Genomic DNA, 25491 nt, shown 5'->3' on the forward strand with positions numbered 1-25491 from the left:
GGTTAGGGGAGGTCGCGGCGGACCAAAGCCCTTTCGAATGGCTCCCCGGTGGCGCGGGCGTATGCCATCCGTTCGCGTATCTCGTGGAGCGTACGTGGGCGGTAACCGGGGCCTCCACAACAGCTCTTGTGAAAACGCACCCCTGCGTGGAGCAGCACAGAGAGCACCCTCCAACCCGCCGTGTCCCGTCGGCGAGGCGGAGCGAAGGCAGACCCCACGTGGACCATTGGTCTTGTGCAACGCGGGCACAGCCGCTCGTGGTCACCGACGTAGGGCTGCTTGTACGACGCCCGGCACGGCAGGCACACATACGAGGTCTTCGCGGTAGGCATGAGCTCATGCTAAATACCGAGACACTGACGATCGACAGGATTTCCGCAGCGGGAACAGCGTTTAGAGGGCGGTGTGGCGGTGCTGAAGCGCCGCCGCTTTCAGCAGGCCGACCACGGCAGCGGTGTTCCGGCCGATCTCTGTGTTGATGCGCTGCAGTTCCCGCTTCTCCGGGGGTTCGTCGGAGGCCCGGCCTTCCGCCAGGATGGTGACGCGTGAGAGTCCGGCGGCGGCGTATCCGCACACCCCTGCCTCCCCGGCCACGGTGGCGGAGTCGCTGCGAGGCAGTGTGACCCGCTTGACGTCCGCCTCGGCGATCAGCATGAAGCCATCCAGGGAAAAGCCCGTCAGCGCGCCGAGCGACCACTCCTCGATCCGGCCCGCCACCGTGTCCTTCACCCCGAGACCGGTCTGCGCGTCGGCATCGGTGGCACTGGGCGGCGCCACGATGGCAGGGTCCAGGGGCAGGCCACCGAAGGTGACATGAGTGAGGATCTGCCGGGCCTGGACCGGATTGGTGCCCCGGGTGATCACGACCGTGCCCTGCGCCCTGAGCCCCTCAAGGGTGGTGGCCTGGCGCTGCCTCACGGCATCCAGCTCCCCAGCGGTGCCATGGTCCATATGCTGCTGGCACCACGCCCGATCCGTCGCGGCCGCCGCCGCGAGCTGCGCCGCCTGCGCGACGAAGTCCCCGAACACCTGCCGCACATCCTGCAGCTCGAACGCAGCGGGATCGCCTGCCGCGACGAAGGCGAGCGAGCCCAGCACCGCGCGCTGAGGCGTGCCCTCCTTCGGTACCGCCGCGCCGAAGGCCTGAAAGACCGCCGCCTTGGCCCCGGCGGCCGACCGCTTGTCGTACGTAACATCGTTGATCTTGAGCACAGCGCCCCCTTTTCTCTTCCGGCGGGCTCCGTGGCCCCCGTGTTTGGCCGCCCCGTCTCTCCGGTGCGGGGTCGGCACCGCGGTCACGATTGCAGAGGTGCGGTGGCGATGCGAGCATCCCACGCAATCACGACCATTCCACCCAATTAGTAAAGATCTTCGAAGCCAGCTAGGTCTTGGGGCCGGCGGGCTCCTCGCGGTGGTGGTCATCCCGGCCTGTGGCTGGTCCGCCCTGGTCGGCCTGTGCGGACGCGCCGTTTCTGCTGGCCTCTTCGTCGCAGGGTTCCGGCTGAACGCCGACGCTTGGGTGCGCGGCTTCCTGACCATCGCCGTGCTCTACCTGGTGTCGTCGGCCTTCACCCTGGCCAAGGTGATCCGGGACCGGCAGGAGGCCCCGTTTCACTCAAGCTCCTTTGCTCGAAGGGAAGTTGTGTACCTGAGATCGAAACGCTGCTTTAATTGGGTAGTTGATCTTGAGCCCAGGCCCCTCGGAAAGGCGATCGTGATGTCCCCCGCCCTCTACCAGACCCGCTCCCGTTCCGAGGCCCCATCCGACGTTGCGGGCGACGGCGTTCTCCGCGTCGTGTCCGACTCCCGCACTCCGGTGTTTCTCACCGTGCACGCAAGCGGACGACGCCGGTACGGCTACTGGCAGCCGTACGACTCCGCCACCAAGAGGGGAGGTTGCTATGTCGCCCTTCCCACCCCCGAATGCGACAGGCTGTACTCCGAGGGACGGACCACGCTCGGCGACCCCCTGGTGGATCCTGCCAAGACCACGTACCGCGTATGGTCGGACCGTTCGCCGGTCGTGCCGGTACGTATCCCGGTGGCACCACGTCCCGCGGCGGCGGTGGCACGGGCGCTTGCTGCATGAGCTGGGGTTTCACCGTCCTGCCGACCCAGACCGACGAGGCCGGGGGCTCACCTGGCACTCCCCGCACCCGACCCAACGAGGCGCAGGGTGGCGACGACCTCAGCGGAAGAGCCGCGAGCAGGCGGGCGCGGGGCCGCCAGACGGCTGAGCTGTGCGCGAGGTCCGCCCGGCGATCTCGTACAGCAGCGGCTCGGTAACGCACCCCTCCCGCCCGGACAGGTCGAAGTAGCCCCGAACTCGGCGGCGGGTTCGCCGCGGCCTCGGTCGTGGTGTGGGCGGACGCCGCGCTGGGTGCGGACGCGGTGCGGGTGGCGACGGCCCCCTCGGGCCGGGTGAAGGTGGTGCACGCGGGATTCGCCACGGCCGTCAGCCCCCGGGCGCGTGCTCGGCGTCCTCCGCGGCAGCACAGGGTGCTCCTCCTGCTGGCGCCTCGGCCGTTACCGGCTGTCCTGGCCATCACGCTCCCGGCCACTGCGGTCTCGCTCGGTGGCGCCGCGCTCCCGACGTCCCCCCCCCGGTGCGCACGTCCACCTGGTGGGCCTTGCCGACCCCCGTGCCGCCGCAGCCCTGCTGCCCTCCGGTGCCCTGCTGGTCATCGGAGTGCTGCGGCGGTGCCCACCCCACATCCCCGCAGCTGCCATCACGTGCCTGAAAACCTCTCGAAGATTCCTTTCGGTGAGCGATGAGTTTCGTGGGACAACGCGGTCTATCCCTGTGAAAGGCCACAGACGAAGGAGACGGCCCGTGTACCAGCAGATGATCTTCATCAACCTCGCGACGAACGATCTGGAGACCTCGAAGAAGTTCTTCACCGAGCTCGGCTACTCGATCAACCCGCAGTTCACGACGGATGACTGCGCATGTGTGGTCATCAGCGAGACGATCGTCGCCATGCTGCTCACCAGACAGCGCTACCAGGACTTCACCAACAAGGAGATCGCGGACTCCACCAAGACCTCGGAGGTGCTTCTGTGTCTGAGCGCGGCGAGCCGCGAGAAGGTCGACGAGCTGGTGGACAAGGCACTGGCTGCGGGCGGCGCGCCCGCCGGAGAGCCCCAGGACCACGGCTTCATGTACGGCCGGTCCTTCCAGGACCCTGATGGTCACACCTGGGAAGTGGTGTGGATGGACCCGTCAGCTGCCCAGAGCTGAGCTGCCGGGACGCGGATACGGAGGCGCTTCAGCTACCACGGCGTGGTGGGGCCGAAGCGCCTGCCTGCCGGACACGCGGCCGACCCGGGTGGTGCTCTGCCGAGCGGCAGGCGCAGGCGGCAGCGAGGCCTGCCTTGAGGGCGGTTGCATGGTTCGGTTCCTCCCGCTCAGCCCAGTTGCTCGGCCAGTCCGACGATGATGCCCGCCGGGCCGCGGAGGTAGCAGAGCAGAAAGCTGTCCTCGAACCGGGCGATCTCGCCGAGCAGCTCGGCGCCGTGAGGGCGCAGTCGGGCAACGGTGTCCTCGATGTCGTCGACGGCGAACATGACGCGGTGCGTGCCCAGAATGTTGTGCGGCCGGTTGCGCGGCCCGGCGCTGATCGCCGCGGGGCTGCGGTACTTCGCCAGCTCGAGCCGGCTGTGACCGTCCGGAGTCCGGACCATCGCGATGTCACAGCGGACGCCGTCGAGTCCGGTGCACTGGTCGGCGACGAGGCCCGCTACCTCCGCCCTGCCCTCCAGCTCCATACCGAGTTCCACGAAGAACGCGATGGCGGCATCCATGTCCTCGACGACGATGCCGACGTTGTCCATCCGCTGAATCGCCATGCTGGCTTCTCCTTCTTCCTCGTGCGGCCGGTGGTGCCCGCTGACGTCCCTGGGACGGAGCCGGTGGCACCCTTTCGACATCCGCAGACCGCCGAACTCCGAAAAATCTGGGATCGCGCGTTCGTACGACATCACATGGACGTCGGGCCAGGACGGAACGTCGCCGCACCGGATCGTCTGTGTCCTCCAGCGCCGTTGAAGCCACACGCGGCGCCGTCGCCGGGCTGCTGGTCCCGCCGGTCACGGCGGGGCCGTCACGCGGGACCGGTGGCCGTGGCTGTGTCGACCAGCTCCTCGAACAGGAACGGCCACCCGGCTTCCGCGCTGGAAACACGCCACGCAGAGTGCAGGCGTGGCGTGTTTCCAGCTTGTGTTCCAGCTTCAGTACAGTCCGGTCGTGTCCTGCTGGTAGGTGTTGTCGAGGATGTCGTCGAGGAAGGTCTCGAAGCTCGTCTCCAGGCGAAGACCGGTCGATGGCTCGTAGGTGAACAAGCCCGGGCACACGCTGTTGTCGAGGCTGCTGTCGACGAACAGCGCATAGGAGAAGCGGTCCGGCTTCGCCTCGTCGTGGCACGCCTGGCGCACCACGCGGTGGGCGACCGCCGCTACCGGTGTCGTGGTCGATCGCGTCAGGATCTCCATCGCACAGCCGAAGTTGACGATGAAGGTGCCCGGTATCGGGTCGATGGGGTGCCAGTCGCCGTCCCGGTCCACCTCGAGTCCGGGCTCGGTGGAGCGCAGCACGGTCACCCAGCCCGAGTCCTTGTGGATGTTCAGGCCGCGTGCGGCCACTTCCGGCCGGAAGTGGTTGAAGGTGAGTGTGTGGGTGCCCTGGGGGGTGAGGCTGTGCCCGGTGGCCTCGTTCCACAGCTCGCGCGGCAGGTCGAGACGCGTGAGCACGGCGCGCTGGATGCTGATGGCGAAGTCGCGCATGGCCTCGGCTTGCCGTATGAGTGCGGCCGGGTAGACCCGATCCCACCAGGCGCTCTCCAGGAAGAACTGTTCGGTCTGGTCGGCGTCACGGCAGAAGTAGCCTTGATGCGGGCCCAGCTGTTTCGCCGTCCACCGCCGGTAGTCCCGGTAGGGGTCCGCGCGACCTCGCTCGGCGGGGAGGTAGAAACTGCGGGCGAAGCGGTCTCCGGCGGACAGATCCAGGCCGGCGGGCTGCTTCACGTAGAAGAAGCCGTCCTTCAGCGCGTGTCGCAGGCCGTCGTCGGCGGTGAAGACGAGGCTGTCGTGCCGCAGTTCCGCCAGCTGCCAGCCCTGTCGCGCGGCGGTCCGCACGTGTTCCCGTGCCGTGCTCATATGCGGGAGTGGAACTCGTAGCCGAGCTTGCCCGCCTTCTCCACCGAGAATTCGCGGAAGCCCTGGAAGTCCCGCAGCTTCCCTTGTGTGTCGTACTGGTAGAGGGACATGTCGTACCGCGGGCCCATGTAGATCGTGAACGAGGAGCGGTCCGGAGCGCCGGCTTCGGGGCGCAGTTCGGGCACACGGTGGTAGACGGCGGTCACCGGTCGGGGCAGCTTCCTGGTCAGGACCCGGAAGGCGTCGCCGAGGTTGACGGTGAAGTGGCCCGCGCGCTCACGGACGGGCAGCCAGCGGCCCTCGTACAGAATCTCGTAGCCGGGCTGGTCGGTGCAGATCGTGGTGATGAACCCGCTGTCGGAGTGCTCGACGATTCCGGCGCGGTCGCTCAGCCCTGCGCGGTAGTGGTTGACCGTGGTGTAGCACAGTCCCGTGTCCTCGCGGGCGCCACCTGTGACGAGCTGCCGGTCCTCTTCGGGTATTCCGATCGCGTCGAAGACCCCGTAGAGGGTATCCAGGGTCAGCTCCCTCATGCGCCGCAGCACGGCCGTCACCTCGCCGGGCAGATACCGTCGCCACAGGAAACTCTCCAGCTGGAGCTGTTCCACCTGGTCGGGCCGGTCCTCATAACCCAGCTTGGAGTCGGGGTGAGTGTGCTCACGGTGGCCGTGGTGGCGGTCGTGGTCGCCGGTGGCGGGCTGGTAGAAGCTGCGGCAGAAGGCCAGGCCCGCGGTCACATCGAGGTCCTCGGGGACAGCCAGGTTGAACGCGCCCAGGCGCAGTGCCTGGTCTGCGTCGCCTGCCGAGGCGAACCGCAGCCTGCCCGTCTCTACTGCTGCCGCGGGGAGGGTGAGGTGGGTTTCTTCCTCAACGACATGTGTCGTCATGCTAGGACTGCTCCCATCGTGGTGGTCACTGCTGCTGTGGCCCGGGCGCGCTTACAGCGCGACGTTGTCGTCGTATGTGCGGCTCACTTCCTGCACGGCGAAGTCGGCGACCGACTGCATGGGGCGCGCCGTGCCGTTCTCGAGGCGGTAGATCGTGCCGTCGAGGCCGGAGTCCAGGAAGGTGACGTACGAGGTCCGGTCGGGCCGGCCGGCACCCCGCTCGGTGGCGACTACGCCGTGGACGTTGGCGCGCACAGGTGTCGGCAGGGCTTGGGTGAGCACTTCGAGGGAGCTGCCGAAGTTCACGATGAAGTGCCCTGGCACGGGGTTGATGGCACCCAGCTGTCCTTCGATGAGTGCGAGCAGGCCGGGCTCGAAGGAGCGGAGCACGGTCACCCATCCGGAGTCGCGGTGGAACTTGCAGCCGCGGGTGGCCTTGCGTGAACGGAAGTGGTTGAACGCGAACATCTGGTGGCCGCGGCCGTCGGACAGCCCGCTGGAGATCTTGCTCCACAGTTGTGGCGGGACGTCCAGGTGGCGGAAGACGGCCCTCAGGACGGCGATGCCAAGGCCGGTCATACCGCGGCCCAGCTCGGCGACCTCGGCAGGCAGCAGTGCCCAGTTCGCCTGCTCGATGTAGAAGTTCTCCCATTGGTCGTGCTCGCGGTCGAAGTAGCCCTGGTAGGTGCCGGGGACGTCGATGTCGCGGTAGCCGCGGTATTCGTCGAGGGCATCGCCGGCCCGGTCCTGATGGAAGTGTGCGGCGAACCGGTCGCCGGGTCCGGTATCGAGGTTGTCGGGGATACGCAGCAGGAAGAAGCCCTGGGCCAGCGCCCGGTCGAACCCTCCGTCGCGGTCGAAGACCAGGTCCTGGCCGTGGAGCCGGGAGCGCTCAAGCGCGATCGGCGGGTAGGCGGCGAGAGCCTCCTGCTCGCCGGGCATCGGGGGCAGGACAACGGGTGCCCTGGCCGTCACGGCGTTGAAGGTCGTCATCGGATCGGCTCCCTCGGTGTGCCGGTGTCGCGCTGGATCGTGATCGTTCCGGGATGTGCGGGACGTGGCATGGAAGCGTGACGCTTCAGCTGGAGGTCGACGCCCTGTGCGCTGACCGTGTAATGGCCGTACAGCTCCTGCAGGACGAGGGACTGCATCCGCACGGAGAAGAGGCGGCCGGGGCACTTACGCGGGTTCCGCTCGGCATTGATCATGCTGAACGAGTTGATCTCATAGCGCCCGCGGGAGAGCAGGGAGGAGACCGTCTCGCGTTCGGAGCGGGCGATGGCCTTGATGTTGGCCGGTGCGAAGCGGCACGGCTCCGGGAAGACCGCCGGATCGCGGTTGGCCTGCCGCCGGTCCAGCCACAGCATGGTGCCCGGCGGGACGGTCACCTCAGCTCCTCGGTGGTGCACGGTGAAGGGCGCGGTCGTACGGCGCCACAGGGAGCTGGGATTGCTGCCGCCCAGCCGTACGGCTTCCAGGACCGTCAGGTCGGTCACGGACAGCGAGGAGCCGCCATGCGGACACCGGCCGTCGCCGCCACCCTCCCGTGCCTCCGCCGTGAGCGCGGCTTTGACCGGCGGTGTGCTCTCCACGTAGCCCAGTGCCCACATCAGGCTCAGGGCAGTGGTGTCGTACGTGGCCACGATGATCGTGCCGAGTTCCTTGATCTGCGCGGTGTCCAACGTGGCGACGCTGCGGCGCGTGAAGGGGCGTTCCCACAGCGCGAAGTAGCGCCGGATCATGTTCGACGCGGGGGCCTCGGCCAGGGACTCGAAGTTGGCCGTCAGCAGGTCGCGGACGAACGGGACGATGACGTCGAACTCCCGCATCGCTTCCGGGTTGTCGTTGCTGATGACATCGGAGGCGAGGTCGAAGAAACCGCGGACCACATGGCCGTACTCTGCCGAGTGCAAGTATTCCGGCAAAGGCCGCAGGGTGAGGTCGAGGACGCCAGGAATCATGCTGTCCACGTAAGCGGTCAGGGACAGCGTGAAGTCGTCGAGCGGGATTTCCTGCCCTGCCGCACGGCGCAGGTGGTCGGCCGTGTGCTGCCGGATGGCCGGCTCAAGGCCCTCGACGAACTTGCCGTTGCCCAGGGAGCGTTCGACGGCGGCCCGCTTCGCCGGGCGGTCCGGGTGGTCGTGGGGCATGGACCCCATGAAATCGCCGAACAGCTCACGGTTGGCGTCGGTAGAGGGCGCGAGGGCGCCCTCGCCAGCCACAGGGGTGTTGGTGATCTGGTAGAGGGCGAGCCGCTGCCCCATCCAGAACGTGCACAGGCCGCCGTTCTCCTCCGCAAGGGCGCTGATGCCAGAAGCACGGAAGTAGTGCGAGGCGGGTTCGCCACGTACCACGGTCGTCTCATGGAAGGCTGGGGCGTGGCCGTGCAGTCGGCTGGGGCCCCGATGGTGCGCGAGCACTCCTGGGAAGGGGGCGCCCGGCCCTTCCGGCAGGGCCACGGTCGTGTCCTTGCGGACGGCCCGGCGGCCGTCGGCTGAAGTGGTCACGACAGCCCACCCCTGCCGACGCCGACCGACTGGGCGATCCCGAAGTCAGTGTGCCGGTCGGACCAAGTCTGTTCGTTGAATTCTCGCAGAAAGTCCGCGGAGCTGCGCACCGCAGCGGCGGAACCGTCGCGGCGGACCTGGTAAAGGTCTCCGGCGGCGGGCGGGTTGGCGAAGGCCGCGAACGAGAACCGGTCGGCCGCACCGGGCACCCGGGTGCACTGCCTGACCTGGTGCAAAATGGCGCGCACTGGCCGGCTCAGAGCCGCGGTGAGCAGTTCGAAGGCCCCGCCGAAGTTCACCACGAAGTGGCCGGGCGCCGGATCGATGGGGACCCACACGCCGTCGACAGACGCTTCCAGACCCGGCTCCTCGTTGTAGAGGACGGTCACGAATCCGGTGTCCTTGTGCGGGGCACAGCCCAGTTGGGCACGCTCGGAACGGTAGTGGTTCGCCGCGAACCAGTGCGTGCCCCGCCCGTCGACGGCTCCACCGGTGATCTTGCTCCACAGGGCCGTGGCGATGCCCAGCTCGGCCATCGCGCAGCGCAGCACGAGCAGGGTCAGCTCGCTCATCTGCTCGGTCATGGCGATGAGTTCCCGGGGGAAGTGGCGCCGACGTCCGGGCCCGTCGATGAGCACGTGCTCGGTCTGGAAGTGTTCCCGGTCGAAGTAGACGTCCTCCAGCGTCCGGAAGCCGCGATAGGACTGGATCCCATCCGAGCCGTCCTCCGGCGGACGGTAGAACTCACGGCACAGCGTGACACCGGGCCCGGGATCGAATCCGGTGGGTATGGCGAGCAGGAAACAGCCGTCCCGCAGCGCCTGGGGCAGGCCGCCCTCGGTATGGAAGGCAAGGCCCGCCTCCTGCACTGATGCACGCTGGAGTGTCATTGCCCCGGTGCTCATCCGCGCCCGCCTTCCGCTGTGATGCGAAGGGGCGAGGCAGGCGTGTTGGGGGCTTCGGTGCCGGCGTAGATCTCGTAGTCGTTCTCGTCGATGAGCTGGCGCGAGCCACAGATGCGTTCCAGGCCGACGCCCTGAACGTAGCGGTAGATGCCCTGGTCCTCCCCGGGCAGACAGCCGCTGGAGCTGAAGTGCCCATAACTGGACCGGTCATGTTGCTGATGCGCGACCCGGTGCATGATCGCCGCGACCGGCGTTCCGCTGTTCGCGGTGAGGAGTTCCATGGCCAGCCCGAAGTTGATGATGAAGCAGTCCGGGTCTACGGGCACGACCTCCCAGTGGTCTCCACGGGCGACCTCCAGGCCCGGAGCAGTGGTCCGCAGGATGGTGAGGAAGCCGTCGTCCTTATGAGAGCTGAGGCCGATCTCCTCGTGGGCGGGCCGATAGTGGTTGAACGTCAGGTGGTACGAGCCGCCGGACTGGGAGCAGCCGCCGGTGGCCCGCGCCCAGTCCTGCTCGGATATGCCCACGTGAGCGAGTACGGAGCACAGCACCTGCTGCGAGATCCGGGTGAGCACCTCGCCGAGCGCGGCGATCTCCGGCGGATAGTCGGTGCCCCAGAAGCGCCGTTCCAGAAGAAACTGCTCGATCTGATTGATCCGCTGGTGGAAGCCGAGCAGCGGGTCGCCGAAGCGGTCGCTGCCGATGGTGCGGAACCGGCCATACGGGACGGTGGACGGCCCGCAGTAGAACTGCTGAGCGAACGCGTCACCGGCCGAGACGTCGACTTCGGCGGGGATCTCCAATAAGAAGACTCCGTCACTGAATGCCCTGTCCTGCGCAGAAGAATCCATGAAGCACAGCTCCCCAGAGGAAATCCGGGCTTTCTCGAGCTGCGCTTCACCCAGGGTCGGCTGGTCAGGAGAACGCTTCGCGTAGACGTCCCGGTATATCTGCCCCCGGCGTATCTCGGGGGTCGGCGTACGAGGCGTGGATTCCATGCTCACCGGCCTTTCAGGTGGAGGGACACGACGACGAGGTCGCGCAGCTCTTCTGGTGCTCCCGGATGTTCTCCTCTCGCTATCTCGGAAAGCGTGCTGAAAGATCCTGGATACACCATCACTGGAATCCCTTGCTGCTTGAGGCAGGCAAAGATCGCGAATTCTTCCAGGAAGTACTCGCTGGACATCCTGATGCGGTTTTCCCACTCAGTCGCACTGGCTCCGCAAGAGTGCTTGCGGTGGTATGCGCGTCCGAACGACTCCACCGACGAGCGGAACACCTCGTCCTTGGCGAAGAACGTTGTCAACTCGCCATGAAACTCGGAGAACTGCCGACTCTTCTGCACATCGCTGCAGTTCAGATAGGTGAAGTCGGTGGAGTCGCGGTACTCGTCGAAGACCTTTCGCTCGTTCTCCGCGAACTGGTTTCCGAGTTCCAGTGCGCGGCCCCGGGCCTCCTCGGGTGGTATCCCGCGGGTCGATTCCAGTGTGAGCCGGTGGATGCTGTCGCCGATGAGCACAGTGCAGCGGGTGAACCTCCGTGAGATCCATTTGACCATGCTCGTGAGTTTTGCGGTGGTGAAGTTGCTGTTCTCGAGGCTGACGCCGAGAAAACATGTGTCGTACTGCTCGAAGGTAGTTCTGCTCGTCGCGGGAGACACAGATGCTATTTCCGCCTTGTAGCGCGTCCTGCGAGTTGTTTCCAGCTGCGGACGGGTAGGGGGGATCGCTTGAGTATCCAGCGCCATTGCAACCGCCTGAGTTCGTCGCGAAGTGCAGGGATTACGTTCTCTCGGCTTCCTTCGGAATGTGCACGCAGCCCAATGTGACCCCACGAGAACATGACTCTGGAAAATCTCCGCACATCACCCTCGGGGGTCACACAAAATTGGTAGCAGGCGGACGATGAGGCAGCCAACGGCAGGGGCTCTCAATTCAGCCCCGTCGGCAATCAGGCATCGCATTCCAGGAAAAGGGCTGGTCACAGCAGGTGTGCGGGCGTAGACGCGGCGTGGCGGACGGTGCAGCACCGACCCGCTCGCGCCGGGGCCGCACACGCAAGCGACGCCGACCAGTGCCACCCCCATATGACGACCGATGAGCTGGGCATTTACCGCACGGGCACCGGATGCGCGGCGACACGGCACCGAGCCGGAGAGCACACGAGCACCACGAAGGGCGAGCGGGCCAGCACCCAGCCGATGATGGCCGATATCTCTCGGACCCCCGTGTCGGCTTCCACGACAACCAGGGGGAGTTGGCAAGCAGTTCGGTGTCGATTACAGTGATCTCAGCCGTCCGGCGAGCAGCGAGCCCTACGTATCGCTCCGCATGACGTGGCATTCCGCCTTCTGCGGACGGGCCCCTCTTCCGGGCCTCGCATCTTCCACTTCTGAGCAGCAGCGACCCTCTCTTCAGGGTCCCTCCTCTGGCTGCGCCTTCCCCCTCCGCCATCAGCTCCTCAACCGCCGCTCCACCGGGCGGCGGTGTTCCCGACGATGCTGCCGCTGCAGCGTGAGGAAGGAGGCCGACCGTAGTGACTTCGGCACTCGCTAGCCGACGATGGGCCCTGCTGGCCATGTCCGTAGGCGTGTTCTGCATCCAGCTCGATTCGTTCGCCCTGAACTTGGCCCTGCCGCAGATCGGCCGTGATATCCACGCCGGAGGCGACGGCCTGCAGTGGGTAATCAGCGCGTATCTGCTGTCCACAGGGACGCTGATGCTGGGCGCGGGACGCCTTGGCGACCTGTTCGGCCGACGGCGGCTACTGGTCCTCGGCCTTGCCCTGTTCGGCACGTCGTCCCTGGTCTGCGCACTCGCCCCGACACTGCCCGTTCTGGTCGGCGCCCGGGTGGCCCAAGGCGCGGGCGCCGCGATGATCATGCCAGTGGGACTGTCCCTGCTGACCAACCTCTACCCGAGCGAACTGCGCGGCAGGGCCACCGGCCGCGCACTGGGCATCGGCGGAATCGCCACCGCCTGCGGCCCGTTCATCGGCGGCGTCCTCACCGATGCGGTGTCCTGGCGGGCGGTGTTCTGGCTCAACGTCCCCCTCACCGCGCTCGGCGCCGTATGGGCCTCCCGCACTGCCGAAAGCTACGACACCAGCACGCACCGGAGGGTCGACTGGCGCGGGCTGTTCACCGCCACGGCCGCACTTGCGGCCCTCGCCTTCGTCGTCGACCGCGGCCGACACTGGCAGTGGCCCGTCGGCTTGGCCGGCCTGGTGGTCGTGGCTGCCCTGCTGACCTGGTTCGTACGGCAAGAACAGAAGGCAGCAAGCCCACTGGTCGAACTCACGCTCTTCCGCAATGGCCCCTACGTGGCACTCACGCTCGCCGGGGGAGTAGCCAACACCACAACAGTCATGTTCCTATTCGTCGTTCCTCTGACGCTCCAGGGACAGTGGGACCTGTCGGTCGCCGTCGCCGGTACCGCCTTCCTCGTCCCGGCACTGGCCATGGCCCTCGCAGGTCCGCTCGCAGGCCGTGTGACTCCACCAGCCGCGGTGCGCGTGATGACCATCTGCCTCGGCATGGGAGCCGTTGTCCTCGCCTGCCTCGCCTGGGCGTCCTCACTCGCGATGTACCTGACCGCGGCAACCGTCGGCGGTGTGGTCCTCGGGATAGCCAATTCACTGACCCTCATCGCCACTCAGGGAGTGATCAGACCAGAGCGCGCCGGGGAGGCATCAGGAGTCACCAAGACGATCATCACGGTGGCGGCTGGCCTCGGCGTTGCCCTCGCCGGGGCCGTCAGCGACCAAAGCCACGGCGTAGGTGCGGAAGCGGCCTCCGATACGGCACTACAGGCCACCGCACTGGGCTGCATGGCCGCCTGTCTGATCCTCGCGGTGTGGATCGGGAAACGTGAGCGACCGCGACAGGACGCATGTCTCGCGGACCACGAAGATTGACCGGCTTCCAGATCGTGCCGGGCTCATACTCCCCGCACCACCGATGCCAGGCGCCGTCACCCGGCGGAGACGGCCGCGGTGCGGCGGGCAACGCCCAATACGAGCAGTGTCAGGAGCGCGAAGGCGGCGCCGATCCAGAGCACGCTCGCGGTGGCGATGCCGTCGACGGCGAGGCCGCCGGCGAACGCACCGAGTGCGATGGACAGGTTGAACGTGGAGACGTACAGCGAGGAGGCTGCCTCACCGGTGTCCGGTGCGGCGTCGAGTATCCAGGTCTGGAAAGTTGACCGGCACCGCGCCGTATCCCAGGCCCCACAGGATCAGGATGCCGCCTGCGGTGACTGCGGTGCTGTCGACGAACGCGAGGGTCACCATGGCGGCAGGGAGGATCACCGAGATGCCCACGACGGTCTGCCGCAGCCGTTTGGGAATGAGCGCTCCGGCAATGAAGTTGCCGCAGATGCCAGCGATGCCGAAGGTCAGCAGCAGCACGCCGATCATGCTGTCGTCTACTCCGTCGTCCTGGAGGATCGGCCTGACGAACGTGTAGGTGAGGAAGTGACCGGTGATCACGAGGAAGGTGATGGCGATCCCGGCTCGAACACCGGCGTTGCCTTGAAGACCTTCGGCAGGTCCGCGTACGTGATGGTCTGTTCGGCCGGCACCTTCGGCATCAGGATGAGCATGCAGGCGAGGGACACCAGTCCGAGGATGCCCACGGCGGCGAATGCGGTGCGCCAGCTGCTGGAGTCCCCGAGGAACGTTCCCGTGGGGACGCCCAGGACCGACGCGGTCTCCACGCCGCCGAAGACGACGGCGGTGGCCCGGGGCACGTGCTTCTCCGGCACCAGCCGCATCGCTATGCCACCGGCGATGGACCAGAAGCCGCCGACGCTGATGCCGATCAGGAAACGTGCGGCCAGGACGACCGCGAAGCTGGTCGCGAAAGCGGAGACCAGGTTGGCCGCACCCATCAGCCCGACCAGGAGCGCCAGCACGATACGGCGGTCGATGTGACCTGTGGCCACGGTGACCAGGGGCGCCGTGACGGCGGCGACCAAGCCGGGAACGGTCACCATCAGTCCCGCGGTGCCCTCGGTGACGTCCAAGGCGGAGCCGACCGGGGTGAGGATGCCCACCGGCAAGAGTTCGGAGGACATCAGGGCGAAGATGCCCAGGGCCACCGCCAGGACGGCGAGCCAGCCCTTGACGGGCGAACGGCCGGTGGTGGCGGGCACCGGTGTGTCGACGGTGGTCACGGCTTCATCAGCCCTTCGTGCGGTAAGCGGTCCATGGCGCGCCACGGGCGGAAGCCCCGGTGGATGGACCACCGCCCGTGAGTGGAACGTCGGCTACTCGGTACCGGGCGTCTTGCGCGTGGTGACGTTCATCCGGTTCCACGCGTTGGTGGTGAAGATGAGCGCGATGAGCTGGGCGAGCTCCTCCTCCTCGAAGTGCTCGGCCGCCCCCTCGTAAACCTTGTCCGACACGCCCTGGGGCAGGAGGGTGACGGCCTCGGCCAGTGCCAGGGCCGCCCGCTCCCGCTGCGTGAACAGGCTCGACTCCTCCCAGGCGGGGAGCTGGTAGATGCGCTCCTCCGTCTCCCCGGCCTTACGAGCGTCGGAGGTGTGGTAGTCGATGCAGTACGCGCAGCGGTTGATCTGGGAGGCGCGGATCTGCACCAGCTCCAGCAGCACGGGGTCGATCCCCTCCCGCGCGGCGGAGTCGAGGGCTAGCACGGCCTTGAAGACCTTGGGGGTGATGGTCGAGAAGTTCATGCGCTGAGGCACCTGGAACGCTGTCATGCCTTGACTCTAGGAGCGCAAAAGACCCGAGATATGGCGCATTCCCATGGCAGAAACATGGGTCAATCTCCCCGGGGCCCGGTCCCCCGGGCCACCGAAGCCGACCGACCCAGACCCCGCTTGCGGAGGCGCCACATAGGGCCACTGCGTCGTGCCGCCCGCACTCCGGCGCGGAGCCGGCTGGCGGCCGGCAGCGGGTCCAGGTCCAGGCCGGAGAGGTGGGCGATGTCGGCCCCTCCCTCCTGTTGCCGGGCGCCGATGCCCAGTTGCTGGCCACGGTGATCGCCGGGCTACCAGCGGGCACTGGCCGCTTACCAGGCCAGCAGGCTGGAACGGGTCCTCGACATCGTGGCCTGGCCATCACCGAACGCCTCCTCCGGTTCGCGCATTTCAGGAGGCGGGGGTGTGCGTCACGGTCGCGTCCTTCCACTCCTTGGCGATCTTGTGGAGGGCTTTGGCCTCGGCGCGGTCGGCGCTGAGGTTCCAGCGGAGGTACACCGCTGACGGCTCCCGCCACGCCGGTCAGGCTCCGCGGAGATGTGCCAGTATCCGCTCCAGTTCGGCCCGTAGCGCGCCTCCCGCCGCGTCGGCGTCACCGCGCTGGACGGCCCGTATCAGTTCGGCGTGGGCCTCATGGCCATGGTCTGGTTCGTCGGCCCGCAAGCCGAGCAGCTCGATCAGATCGATGAGGCCTTGCCGCAGCGCGGGGGCGAACTCGGCGAACAGGTCGGTGAGCACGGGGTTGTGGGCGGCCGTGACGACGGCGGCGTGGAGCGCGATGTCGGCGTCGACGAAGGCCGCGTCGTCGCTTGTCGACGCGGCGCGCCGGTAGGCCAGGGCGGCGTCGAGGGCGGCGATGTCGACGTCGGTTCGGCGGTCGGCGGCGAGGCGTGCGGCCTGCACCTCGATCAGCATCCGCACCTCGTAGACGTCGGCGACGGCGGCGCGGCGGAGCTTCGTCGGCCAGTCCTCGTCGGGCTCGGTGGCGACGACGAAGACACCGGCCCCCTGCCGTGCCTGCACCAGGCCCGCCCCGGCCAGGGCCTGGAGCGCCTCGCGCACGGTGGAGCGGCCGACCCCGAGCGTCTTGGCGAGAGTGGTCTCGCTGGGGAGCTTGCTGCCGACCGGCCAGTGGCCTGTGGTGATCTCGTTGCGCAGTGTCGCGGTGGCCTGTTCCACCAGGGGGCTGCGGCGGAGGGCGCCGAGTGGCATCCGGTGCTCACCTCTTGGCTTCTCGATTCCTCAGGTTGTCTGAGGAGTTGGGTTGTGATTACTGTACCCCGCATGACGCTGCGCGGACTCCTTCTTCTCGGCTGCCGCGGCGGGGCCTGACACGACCGGCACCCCGCCGTGGGTGCCGTGCGTTGCCGGTCGGTCCTCCCACGAGCGAAAGGGCACCAGCCCGATGACGAGCACCGCCTCCGGCGTCTCCGCCGCCACCGCCCCTCCTGCCGCCTTCCCCACCCTCCGTACTCCGCACGAGCCCGTGCCCGCCGGTGCCCCCGCGTGGAACCCGCAGCGCCCCAGCGCCATGCCGTACCACCGCTACCGGCCCGCCCACGACCGGGTCGCGCTCCCGCTGCCCGATGCGGACCGCCGCTGGCCCACCCGTCGGATCGAACGCGCGCCCCTGTGGGTGCCGGTGGACCTGCGCGACGGCAACCAGGCACTGGCCGAGCCGATGGACACCGCGCGCAAGCGCAGGATGTTCGACCTCCTCGTGACGATGGGCTTCAAGGAGATCGAGATCGGCTACCCGTCCGCGAGCCGGACCGACTTCGACTTCGTACGCCACCTCGCCGAGTCCGGCGCCGTCCCGGACGACGTGACCGTGGTGGTCTTCACCCCGGCCCGGCTCGACCTGATCGACCGTACGTACGCGGCCATCGAGGGCCTGCCGCGCTCCGTGGTGCACCTGTACACCGCCACCGCCCCCACCTGGCGCGACATCGTCCTCGGCCGCGACCGCGCCGAGGTCCACGGCCTGATCCGGGACGCCGCCACGCACATGGCGCGCCTCGCCGACGCCCGCCCGGCAAGCGAGCACATCCGATTCCAGTTCTCGCCCGAGGTCTTCAACCTCACAGAGCCGGACTTCGTGCTGAAGGCCTGCGACGGCCTCACCGAACTGTGGGACGCCTCCCCCGACCGGCCGGTGATCCACAACCTCCCGGCGACGGTGGAGATCGCCACCCCCAACGTGTACGCGGACCAGATCGAGTACGCCCACCGCCACCTGGCGCGGCGCGACGCGGTCATCCTCTCCGTCCACCCGCACAACGACCGGGGCACCGGGGTGGCGTGCGCAGAACTCGCGGTGCTGGCCGGGGCGCAGCGCGTCGAGGGCTGCCTGTTCGGCAACGGTGAACGCACGGGCAACGTCGATCTGGTCACCCTCGCGCTCAACCTCTACTCCCAGGGCGTGGACCCGATGGTCGACTTCTCCGACATCGACGCCGTCCGCGACACGGTGGAGTATTGCAACCGGCTGCCGGTCCACCCCCGCCACCCGTACGGCGGCGAGCTGGTCCACACCGCGTTCTCCGGCACCCACCAGGACGCCATCAGCAAGGGCATGGCCCACCACGCCCGGCAGGCGGCCGAGTCGTGCACACCGGTCGACCAGGCCCCGTGGGCGGTGCCGTACCTGCCCATCGACCCCGGTGACGTGGGGCGTACGTACGAGGCGGTGATCCGCGTCAACAGCCAGTCCGGCAAGGGCGGTATCGCCCATCTGCTCCACGCCCACTACGGCCTGGACCTGCCGCCCCGCCTGCGCGCCGACTTCTCGCGCACGGTGCAGGCCGCCACGGACGAGAGCGGCACGGAGGTCACGCCGAAGGAGCTGTGGGAGCTGTTCCACGCCACGTACGTCGCGCCTGGCACCCCCGACCACGACGGCCGGCTGGCCCTGACGTCATGGACCACCGGCGAGACGGCCCCGGGCACGCACAACTTCGCGTGCGCCGTGCGGCGCGACGACGGTTCTGAACACCGCTACGAGGGCACCGGCAACGGCCCGCTGTCCGCCCTGACGGACGCCCTGGCCGCCGCCGGGGTCGCAGTGGACATCCTCCACTTCGCCGAACACGCCACCACGACCGGCCCCGGCAGCCCCGCCGTGGCCTACGCCGAGTGCCGCGTCGGCGATGCGGTGCGCTGGGGCGTCGGCCGGGACACGTCCGTCCTGAGGGCGTCGGTCCAAGCGGTCCTGTCGGCTGTCAACCGTGCCTGAGACCCTGTGCTGCGGCGGCGAGTTCACCTGCACGAGGGCTTCGGGGGTGTGGCGCGGCCGCGTCAGGTGGCCCCTGCGGCGGGGGCACCGCGCTGCAGGTTGGGGCGGCCATCGGCGATCACGAAGGCTCGTCTGAGCCCCTCAGCACCTGGTCGATCTGGTAGAGCCGTGCCCGCTCGTCCTGCTGGAGTAGGCGGGGAGGAGTCAGCCGGGCCGACACGGCGCTGGACCGCCGGGACGCTGGCCAGGGCCCCGCTGATCCTCGCCTTCGTGATCGGGGTGGTCGGATGGTCGGCGAAGTACTGCTGCACTTCGTCGAACGAGGCGGTGCCGCCCAGCTCGGTGATCCGGCGCAGCACCGCGCGGGCCCCGGGCATCAGCGAGGCGATCCTCCGGAAGAGCGCCTGCTCGTTCCAACCGTCCCCGATGTCGTCGCCGCTCAGGTCCCGCGGATCGGGGCGCGGGTCGACCGGTGGTGGCTCCGGCCAGTCGGCCGGGGTGACCGGGAGCAGACCGTAGGCGGCCTGCACCGGGGCTATCGCCTGCTCGTAGACACCTCACGTTGCTATGCCGTCAAGCCGCGGCGGCCAGTTCGGTGTGGAACGCGGCGTGTTCGTCGAACAGCTTGCGGTGCTGAATGCAGTGGTAGAGCTGGCCGATCATGCGGTTGAAGAGGTTGCGCTGGGCGGCGGCGTGCCAGTCTCCGTGCTCGCGTCAGCGCCGGTAGTGGGCGTTGCCGACATTCTCCCCAACTGGATCACCGCCCCGGGGCTGCTGACACGACCCGGTGCAGCCGCACCCGCGTATCTCCTGGTTGACGGCTGGTCCCGCCGCCCGGCGTCATGCTGGGCGACGGGCGGCCGGGGTCACTCGGCGGTGGCGACGGTGACTGGGGTGTTCGGGCAGTTGGCGGCGAGGTTGGTCAGGGTCTGCTGTTCGGCCGGGTCGACGGTGAGGGCCCAGCGGAGTTTGATCGCCGTCCAGTCGGTCACGTACCGGCACACCACCGCGTCGTCAGGCAGCCACTCGGACACGTCCTGATCGCTTTTTTGGCGGTTGGACCGGGCGGCCACCGCTACCAGGGCGCGGCTGTCTCCGAGGTCGTTGGCGTACCGCTCGCGCCGCTTGCCGTTCCAGGCCGAGGCGCCCGAATCCCAGGCCTCGGCGAGCGGGATGAGGTGGTCGATGTCCAGGCCACGGGCGCCCTCACCTCCTGGTCGTCGTACCAGGAGTACCAGCGCCCGCCGTTGAGGGTGCACGGCCGGTCACCTGAGGCGCCACCGTGGCCTCTTCCAGCAGTACCTCCGAGCGGGTCGAGCACCCGTCGCGGTCGGCATCGATCCAGTGGTTGAACAGATCCCGGTCGTAGCCGCTGCGGTCCTCCTCGGTCACCGGCAGGGTGGCGATGGCTGAACGCAGAGGGAGCGTGATGTCCTCGGCCTGAGCGGGGCTGGCGGTAGCGAGCGCGGCTGCGGCCAGAACTCCGGCCAGACCAGCGCGAATTGCGAGCTTCATGTCCTGAACATGGGCGGATGCTCACGGTCCATGCCGCCGGAGGCAAAAGATGCCTCGACGGAGTGAATGCCCACCACTGTGATGACCGCCGAGCCCTGCTGAACCCCCGGCTCGCGGCTGACCTGCTGCACGAGACAATCCGACCAGGTCTTCGACCCTCTGCTCACCCTGCCTGAAGTGGACCGGAACCTGAAGCACTAATTCCGGTTTCGCTGAAGGAGGTTCCATGCTCATCTGCCCTGCCCGTACCGCTCCCGGCAACGGGGCCGTCCGCGCTCACGCCAGACCGCTCCGACGGCGCGTCCTGACCTTCAACACGTCTAGGTTCTCGCAGCTGGTGGCATAGGCCGTGCTCGCTGACCAGCGATCCTGGTAATGGCTCGGGTTGATGGCATCGTCGCTCAGTCTCAACGAACGTGGCATTTCCTCAGAGCCGCGGAGTGCTGGTTCTTGGCTTCGTCCACGGCATCTTGGCCGCTGTGTCCGTCGGACCAAGCGTGCGGCCCTGACCAGATCAGTGCTTCGGGTCCGGAGCCTGTGAGGCAGGCAGGGAACGTCAGGACTCGCTCGGGAGGAAGTCCTCCAAGAAGAGACCGACGCGGCCGGTACGGGTGGCCTGGTCGGTCAGTTCCTTGACGCGGGCGGTGTCGACGACGGCGGCGGGTGCGTTGAAGAGCCAGTCGTTCGCCTGCTCCGGAGTCATGCCCTCGGGAGGCTGCGAGATGTAGGGGATGACGTTGATGGGGGTGCCGGCCTCGTGACGCCAACTGTCGGAGAGGGGGCCGATGTGGGCGGCGTCGTAGCCGATGGCGTCCATGAACCGCGTGACCTGGCCTTTGGCCCGGGCATCGTCGCCGGTGACGGGCAGGGCACTGCGCTCGGGGTGGCCGACGGGGCGGGCCGAGCTGTGCAGGCGGAAGGAGTCCATGTTGCCGAGGGCCTTGATGACACGTGAGCCGGGTAGGTGGCGCTGGAGCAGCTCGCTGCTGGTGGTCTGTCGCTCGTCCAGTTCTTTGATCCGGCCGTCGCGCTCCGGGAAGTAGTGCATGGTGTCGATGACGATCTTCCCGGCGAGTGCTTCGGTCGGGAGCTTGTCGTAGGCGTGGAACGGCAGGGAGACCACGACGAGGTCGGCGGCCTGTGCGGCTTCTGCCGGGGTGGCTGCGCGGGCGTGGTCGCCGAGCTCACTGACGAGGTCGGTGAGGGTCTGTGGCCCGCGCGAGTTGCTCATGACGGCGTCAAGGCCGGCGGCGACGGTGAGCCGGGCGAGGGCCTGGCCAATGTTGCCGCTTCCGATGAAGGCGATGGTCTGGGGCATGGCAAGGGTTCCGATCTGGGTGCGCTTGCGGAGCGTGATGGGCTGATTGGGCAGGGGCTGTGGCCGGTGGCGCGGCACCCGAGACGGCGGCGGAGTCTCCTGGAAGGGAAGACCTTGTGGCCGGAGGGCCGCAACGCGGTGCGCGTTCTGCGGGTCGGCTCACATGTCGCGGTAGCGCTTCGCTGCGGCCAGCGCGGCTCGCAGCGTGTCCGCGGTGATGGGCTGTCCTGGGCCGGGCTCGGCGCCTCGTGCCGTCGCGCTCAGGCTGTGGCCTCGGCTGAAGTACGGCTCGCTGTAGGCGGCGGTGTCGCGTTGGAAGCGCCAGCCCTCAGCGAGGGGACCGGCGTCCAGGGCGAGGTGGACGTAGAAGATGTTGTTGAGTGCTTTGACGACGTGTGAGTTGGGCAGGTGGGCTTGGAGCAGTCGCTGGTCGTGGTGGTTTCGGCGTCGAGTGCGGCGATGAGGCTGTCGCGTTCGGGGTAGTAGTTGTTGGTGTCGATGACGATCTTGCCGCGCAGTGGCTCGGCCGGGACCATCCGGTAGGCGTGCAGCGGGATGGTCACGATCACGATGTCGCCGGCGGCTGCGGCCTCGGCGGGGGTGGCCGCCCGGGCGTGCGGGCCCAGCTCGGCGACCAGGCCGGACAGGGTGTCCGGTCCCCGGCGGTTGCTGAGGACGATGTTGTGTCCGGCGGCGACGGCGAGGCGTGCGACGGTGCCGCCGATCAGCCCGCTGCCGATCAGTCCGATGGTGCTCATGGTCATGTCCTGTCGGCCGATGGTGTGTTGTGGTGCGAAAGCGATGCGGGGAGGGCTCCGCTTTCCGCCCGGGGAGTCAGAGGTCGAGTACGAGGGAGCCGACCGCTTCTCGTGAGGCCAGGCGGGTGTAGCCGTTCTCAAAGCTCTCGAGGGCGAACCTGCTGTCGATCACCGGACGTAGCTGTCCGTCGGCGGCCAGTCGGCCGATGGCGTCCAGGCCCTTGGTGATCTCGTCGTCGGAGTCGCCGTGCACGCCGTAGCCGGTGACGAGCCGTTCGCCGGCGAGCAGGTCCATGACCTCGACGGTGGCCTGCCTGCCGCCAGTGAAGCCGAGGGAGACGACTGTGCCGTGGCGGCGTACGGACCGGATGAGTTCGCCGAGCCGCGGGCCGCCGACCGGGTCCAGGGCGATGTCCGCGCCCTGGCCGTCGGTCAGGTCGGCGATGGCTTCGTCGAGGTCCTGCGAGGAGGAGTCGATGACCGCGTGGGCTCCGGCCTCGCTTGCCCGGCGCGCCTTGTGCGCGGAAGAGACCAGGGCGATCGACCGTGCCCCGAGGGCCCGGGCGGTCTGCATCACGGCGTGGCCCAGTGAGCCGGTCGCCCCGGACACCAGCGCGGTCTGCCCGCTCTGTACCTTCGCGGCCTTGGTGAGGGCCAGGTAGGCGGTCAGGTAGTTGACCGTCAGCGCCGCCCCTTCCGCCCAGTCGAGGGTGTCGGGCAGCGGCAGGAGCCGGTCGTCCCTGACCAGCGCCCACTCCTGGAAGAGCCCGTCCTCGCTCACGCCGAGATCGGAGTGCCCGTAGACGGAGACCCGGGTGTCGGCAGGGAAGCGGGCGCTGTCCTCGACGATGCCCGCTCCCTCGTTTCCCAGGACGAGCGGTGCATGCGAGAAGCCGAACCCGCCGGTCCGGATCGTGTGGGAGAGCTGGTTGATCGTCGCGGAACGCATCCGGACGAGCGTGAACCCCTCACGGGGAACCGGCTTCGGGCGTTCCTCCACGGCCATCTCGGGCGGGTTTCCGAAACGTCGCGTCACGATCGCTTTCACGGTGGATCTCCAATGGGTTGTCTGCTGATGAACGGTTCTCCGGTGCACCGCCGGTCCGCCGGTCGTGGGTCGGCTCACTGGGAGACGGAGAGGGACTCGGGCGCCTGCGCATCGGCCACAGCGGAGACAGACGCCGTAGGCACATGGCGGCGGGTACAGCGGCGGTCGATCAGCGTGCTCGCTATCGCCGCCAGGGCGAAGGCCGCGCCGACCCAGCCGATGCCTGCCAGACCGGGGCCCGCGTCGATGACCAGGCCGGACACCCACGGCGCGACGGCGATTCCGACGTTGAAGGCGGCGATGTTCATCGCGCCGCCCAGCGTCCTGGTCTCGCCCAGGGTGCCGAACACCCGAATGTTCACGGCCGGGTTGGTGACAAAGCCGCCGGCGGCGAGGAGGACGGCGAGCGGGATCACCACGGCGGGGATGTCCGCGGTCAGCGCGATCGCGGCGGCCACGACCGCGACGGTGCTCATGCCGGTCAGCAGAACGCCGAAGGGAGCCCGGTCGGCGATGCGGCCACCGACCGTGAGGCCGGCCAGCGCGCCGACCCCGTACAGGCCGAGTACCACCGGCACGAGCCCCTCGGAGACGCCGGTGACGTCTTCGAGGAGGGCACCGAGATAGGAGAAGATCGCGATGGTGGCGGAGATGGTCAGCGCAGTGGTGGCGTAGGCGACCCACAGCCGGGGCACGGCCAGCGAGCGCACCTCGGTCCTCAGCCTCGGCATCGGAGCTGTGGTGTCACGCCCGCCCGGCAGGGCGATCAGCACCGCGACGGTGGACAGCGCGGTCATCGCGGCCACCGCCCAGAACGCCGCCTGCCAGCTGGAGTGCTGGGCCAGCAGGGTACCGGCCGGCACCCCGAGGATCATGGCCAGGCTCAGCCCGGACACGACCACCGACATCGCCTTCCCATGCCGGTCGGCGGGCACGAGAGAGACCGCGGCGACCGAGGCCAGCGCCCAGAACCCGGCGTACGCCATGCCCGTGACCACGCGCATGCCCAGCTGGAAGCCGAAGTGCGGCACGAGCGCGGCGGCCACGTGTCCGGCGACGAACACCACCTGGAAGCCGGTCAGCGCGCCGCGGCGGGGCAGCCTCAGGGTGGCCAGCGCCAGCAGCGGCGCGCCGACGATCATGCCGACGGCGAACGCCGACACCAGCAGTCCCGCCCGGGACAGCGAGACATCCAGGTCGCCGGCGACGGAGGGCAGCAGCCCGGCGAGCATGAACTCCGAGGTCCCCTGGGCGAACGTGCCGAACCCGAGGATGTAGATGACGAACGGCATGGGGAAGTGCTCCGTAGGTGGTGGCCGGGGCAAGCAGAGGTGCCGCCCGACGTGCAAGCAGAGGTGCTGGTGGGGCAGGAGACGGCCTTGCGGACCTGCCCGCACTCCACCCTCCCGCCGCCCAAGGGCGGGAGGGCCGCCGGAGATGGCCCAGCTGAGCCTGGGTCCAGCTGGGCCACCCTGATGGGGGCGGCTCTCCCGCCCCTGGCCAATACTGGAGAAATGGAGCAGAACGCTGAGCTGGCAGACTTCCTGCGTAGCCTCCGGGCCCGGCTGGGCCCGTCCGAGGCGGGCCTGGCGCCGGGCCGTGGCGCCCGCCGGGTACCGGGGCTGCGCCGCGAGGAGGCCGCGCACCTTGCCGGGGTGAGCACGGACTACTACACCCGCCTCGAACAGGGCCGCCACCCCAATGTCTCCGAGACCGTCCTGGACGCCTTGGCCAGGGGACTGCGCCTGGACGACGACGAACGCACCCACCTCTTCGACCTCGCCCGGCCTCCTACCCGTACTGCCCGCACCCCGCGTCGCCGCCCGGAGCGCGTGCAGCGTGTGCGCCCCGAGGTCCATCAGATGCTGGACATCCTGGGCGGTGTCTCACCGGCCTTCATCGCCAACCACCGCCAGGACGTGCTGGCCGCCAATGCTCTGGCCCGCGCCCTGATCACCGACTGGGACTCACTGCCGTACCGGGAGCGCAACTTCGCCCGCTACGTACTGCTCGACCCCGCCGCCCGCGAGCTGTACGAGAACTGGGACGAGGCCGCGGAGATCGTCGTGGCCAATCTGCGCCTGGAGTCCGGACGCCACCCCGACGACGCCCTGCTCAACGAGCTGATCGGTGAAGCCGTCGTCAAGGTGCCGGAGTTCAGTGCCTGGTGGGACAGCCACCGTGTGGCGCAGTGCGCCCACGGCACGCAGCACTTCCACCACCCCGTGGTAGGCCAGTTCACCCTGCGCCACGAGACCCTGGCCTTCCCGGCCGACCCCGATCAGACCGTGTGCGTGTACACCGCCGAACCCGGATCCGCCTCCGCCCAGGCCCTCGCCCTCCTTGCCAGCTGGAGCGCCCCCGATGCCACCCGGGAGAACACCTCCACATCCGCCGCTCGGCCCGGCAGCACAGGCCGCCCGAAGTGACAGGCGCGCCGTGCG

Annotated in this window: 25 protein-coding genes and 2 pseudogenes; 5 read left to right on the forward strand and 22 right to left on the reverse strand. The window is 68.6% G+C overall.

Features of this window, described 5'->3' with window-relative positions:
* Nucleotides 1-2: 2 nt before the first annotated feature.
* Nucleotides 3-332: a deoxyxylulose-5-phosphate synthase gene (locus ACWC5C_RS22315; RefSeq protein WP_450877792.1), complete on the reverse strand. Its 330-nt coding sequence runs from the start codon at nucleotides 330-332 to the stop codon at nucleotides 3-5.
* A 61-nt stretch (nucleotides 333-393) separates the two neighbouring features.
* Nucleotides 394-1212, reverse strand: a complete 819-nt coding sequence (locus tag ACWC5C_RS22320; protein WP_450877794.1) for a hypothetical protein — start codon at nucleotides 1210-1212, stop codon at nucleotides 394-396.
* Between the two features lie 232 nt (nucleotides 1213-1444).
* On the opposite strand from ACWC5C_RS22320, the pseudogene ACWC5C_RS22325 reads away from it, so the two are divergent.
* Nucleotides 1445-1606: pseudogene (locus ACWC5C_RS22325) on the forward strand (YiaA/YiaB family inner membrane protein); the annotation flags it as partial.
* A 1227-nt stretch (nucleotides 1607-2833) separates the two neighbouring features.
* Nucleotides 2834-3241 carry a VOC family protein gene (locus ACWC5C_RS22330; RefSeq protein ID WP_450877796.1) on the forward strand — a complete coding sequence of 136 codons (408 nt, stop codon included), beginning with the start codon at nucleotides 2834-2836 and terminating at the stop codon, nucleotides 3239-3241.
* A 167-nt stretch (nucleotides 3242-3408) separates the two neighbouring features.
* On the opposite strand, the gene ACWC5C_RS22335 is transcribed toward ACWC5C_RS22330, so the two are convergent.
* The 8 genes from ACWC5C_RS22335 to ACWC5C_RS22370 form a co-directional block, all read right to left on the reverse strand.
* Nucleotides 3409-3849: a VOC family protein gene (locus ACWC5C_RS22335; RefSeq protein ID WP_450877798.1), complete on the reverse strand. Its 441-nt coding sequence runs from the start codon at nucleotides 3847-3849 to the stop codon at nucleotides 3409-3411.
* Nucleotides 3850-4230: 381 nt separating this feature from the next.
* A complete protein-coding gene (locus ACWC5C_RS22340; RefSeq protein WP_450877800.1) occupies nucleotides 4231-5154 on the reverse strand; it encodes a 2OG-Fe(II) oxygenase family protein in 924 nt (307 codons plus the stop codon).
* The gene (locus tag ACWC5C_RS22345) at nucleotides 5151-6041 is read right to left on the reverse strand and encodes a 2OG-Fe(II) oxygenase family protein (protein ID WP_450877802.1); all 891 of its coding nucleotides are present in this window, start codon (nucleotides 6039-6041) and stop codon (nucleotides 5151-5153) included. The genes ACWC5C_RS22340 and ACWC5C_RS22345 overlap by 4 nt, the downstream gene beginning before the upstream one ends.
* Nucleotides 6042-6092: 51 nt before the next feature.
* Nucleotides 6093-7034: a 2OG-Fe(II) oxygenase family protein gene (locus ACWC5C_RS22350; RefSeq protein ID WP_450877804.1), complete on the reverse strand. Its 942-nt coding sequence runs from the start codon at nucleotides 7032-7034 to the stop codon at nucleotides 6093-6095.
* Entirely contained in the window at nucleotides 7031-8548 is a 1518-nt protein-coding gene (locus ACWC5C_RS22355) for a cytochrome P450 (protein ID WP_450877806.1), read from the reverse strand. The genes ACWC5C_RS22350 and ACWC5C_RS22355 overlap by 4 nt, the downstream gene beginning before the upstream one ends.
* On the reverse strand, nucleotides 8545-9438 hold the full coding sequence (locus ACWC5C_RS22360; RefSeq protein WP_450877808.1) for a 2OG-Fe(II) oxygenase family protein: 894 nt from the start codon (nucleotides 9436-9438) through the stop codon (nucleotides 8545-8547). Before ACWC5C_RS22360 ends, ACWC5C_RS22355 begins: the two co-directional genes overlap by 4 nt.
* A gap of 11 nt (nucleotides 9439-9449) precedes the next feature.
* Nucleotides 9450-10256, reverse strand: coding sequence for a 2OG-Fe(II) oxygenase family protein (locus tag ACWC5C_RS22365; RefSeq protein ID WP_450877810.1), 807 nt, complete (start codon nucleotides 10254-10256; stop codon nucleotides 9450-9452).
* A 197-nt stretch (nucleotides 10257-10453) separates the two neighbouring features.
* Nucleotides 10454-11200 (reverse strand): tRNA-dependent cyclodipeptide synthase, encoded by a 747-nt coding sequence (locus tag ACWC5C_RS22370; RefSeq protein ID WP_450877812.1) that lies wholly within the window; start codon nucleotides 11198-11200, stop codon nucleotides 10454-10456.
* 830 nt (nucleotides 11201-12030) lie between these two features.
* On the opposite strand from ACWC5C_RS22370, the gene ACWC5C_RS22375 reads away from it, so the two are divergent.
* Nucleotides 12031-13368, forward strand: a complete 1338-nt coding sequence (locus ACWC5C_RS22375) for an MFS transporter (protein ID WP_450877814.1) — start codon at nucleotides 12031-12033, stop codon at nucleotides 13366-13368.
* A 240-nt stretch (nucleotides 13369-13608) separates the two neighbouring features.
* Here the strand turns inward: ACWC5C_RS22375 and ACWC5C_RS22380 are convergent, their stop codons facing one another.
* From ACWC5C_RS22380 to ACWC5C_RS22395, 4 genes are all read right to left on the reverse strand, one after another.
* Nucleotides 13609-13941, reverse strand: coding sequence for a hypothetical protein (locus ACWC5C_RS22380; RefSeq protein ID WP_450877816.1), 333 nt, complete (start codon nucleotides 13939-13941; stop codon nucleotides 13609-13611).
* Nucleotides 13938-14627, reverse strand: coding sequence for an MFS transporter (locus ACWC5C_RS22385; RefSeq protein ID WP_450877818.1), 690 nt, complete (start codon nucleotides 14625-14627; stop codon nucleotides 13938-13940). The genes ACWC5C_RS22380 and ACWC5C_RS22385 overlap by 4 nt, the downstream gene beginning before the upstream one ends.
* A gap of 93 nt (nucleotides 14628-14720) precedes the next feature.
* Nucleotides 14721-15173, reverse strand: a complete 453-nt coding sequence (locus tag ACWC5C_RS22390; RefSeq protein WP_450877820.1) for a carboxymuconolactone decarboxylase family protein — start codon at nucleotides 15171-15173, stop codon at nucleotides 14721-14723.
* A 522-nt stretch (nucleotides 15174-15695) separates the two neighbouring features.
* Entirely contained in the window at nucleotides 15696-16385 is a 690-nt protein-coding gene (locus ACWC5C_RS22395) for a FadR/GntR family transcriptional regulator (RefSeq protein ID WP_450877822.1), read from the reverse strand.
* A 193-nt stretch (nucleotides 16386-16578) separates the two neighbouring features.
* On the opposite strand from ACWC5C_RS22395, the gene leuA reads away from it, so the two are divergent.
* On the forward strand, nucleotides 16579-18408 hold the full coding sequence (gene leuA / locus ACWC5C_RS22400) for a 2-isopropylmalate synthase (RefSeq protein ID WP_450877824.1): 1830 nt from the start codon (nucleotides 16579-16581) through the stop codon (nucleotides 18406-18408).
* A 62-nt stretch (nucleotides 18409-18470) separates the two neighbouring features.
* On the opposite strand, the gene ACWC5C_RS22405 is transcribed toward leuA, so the two are convergent.
* The 8 genes and pseudogenes from ACWC5C_RS22405 to ACWC5C_RS22440 form a co-directional block, all read right to left on the reverse strand.
* Nucleotides 18471-18938: a hypothetical protein gene (locus ACWC5C_RS22405; protein WP_450877826.1), complete on the reverse strand. Its 468-nt coding sequence runs from the start codon at nucleotides 18936-18938 to the stop codon at nucleotides 18471-18473.
* A gap of 43 nt (nucleotides 18939-18981) precedes the next feature.
* Nucleotides 18982-19143, reverse strand: a pseudogene (locus ACWC5C_RS22410) (IS110 family transposase); the annotation flags it as partial.
* Between the two features lie 131 nt (nucleotides 19144-19274).
* Nucleotides 19275-19667 (reverse strand): HNH endonuclease family protein, encoded by a 393-nt coding sequence (locus tag ACWC5C_RS22415; RefSeq protein ID WP_450877828.1) that lies wholly within the window; start codon nucleotides 19665-19667, stop codon nucleotides 19275-19277.
* Nucleotides 19615-19923 carry a hypothetical protein gene (locus tag ACWC5C_RS22420; RefSeq protein ID WP_450877830.1) on the reverse strand — a complete coding sequence of 103 codons (309 nt, stop codon included), beginning with the start codon at nucleotides 19921-19923 and terminating at the stop codon, nucleotides 19615-19617. Before ACWC5C_RS22420 ends, ACWC5C_RS22415 begins: the two co-directional genes overlap by 53 nt.
* A gap of 556 nt (nucleotides 19924-20479) precedes the next feature.
* Complete coding sequence (locus tag ACWC5C_RS22425; RefSeq protein WP_450877832.1) at nucleotides 20480-21241, reverse strand: NADPH-dependent F420 reductase; 762 nt, start codon at nucleotides 21239-21241, stop codon at nucleotides 20480-20482.
* Nucleotides 21242-21501: 260 nt separating this feature from the next.
* Nucleotides 21502-21999 (reverse strand): NADPH-dependent F420 reductase, encoded by a 498-nt coding sequence (locus ACWC5C_RS22430; protein ID WP_450877834.1) that lies wholly within the window; start codon nucleotides 21997-21999, stop codon nucleotides 21502-21504.
* A gap of 76 nt (nucleotides 22000-22075) precedes the next feature.
* The gene (locus tag ACWC5C_RS22435) at nucleotides 22076-23005 is read right to left on the reverse strand and encodes a quinone oxidoreductase family protein (RefSeq protein WP_450877868.1); all 930 of its coding nucleotides are present in this window, start codon (nucleotides 23003-23005) and stop codon (nucleotides 22076-22078) included.
* A 116-nt stretch (nucleotides 23006-23121) separates the two neighbouring features.
* Nucleotides 23122-24339 carry a Cmx/CmrA family chloramphenicol efflux MFS transporter gene (locus ACWC5C_RS22440; RefSeq protein ID WP_450877836.1) on the reverse strand — a complete coding sequence of 406 codons (1218 nt, stop codon included), beginning with the start codon at nucleotides 24337-24339 and terminating at the stop codon, nucleotides 23122-23124.
* 222 nt (nucleotides 24340-24561) lie between these two features.
* Between ACWC5C_RS22440 and ACWC5C_RS22445 the strand changes: the two genes are divergently transcribed.
* Nucleotides 24562-25476, forward strand: a complete 915-nt coding sequence (locus ACWC5C_RS22445; protein WP_450877838.1) for a helix-turn-helix transcriptional regulator — start codon at nucleotides 24562-24564, stop codon at nucleotides 25474-25476.
* Nucleotides 25477-25491 lie beyond the last annotated feature (15 nt).

It is taken from the genome of Streptomyces sp. NPDC001700 (assembly GCF_053596435.1).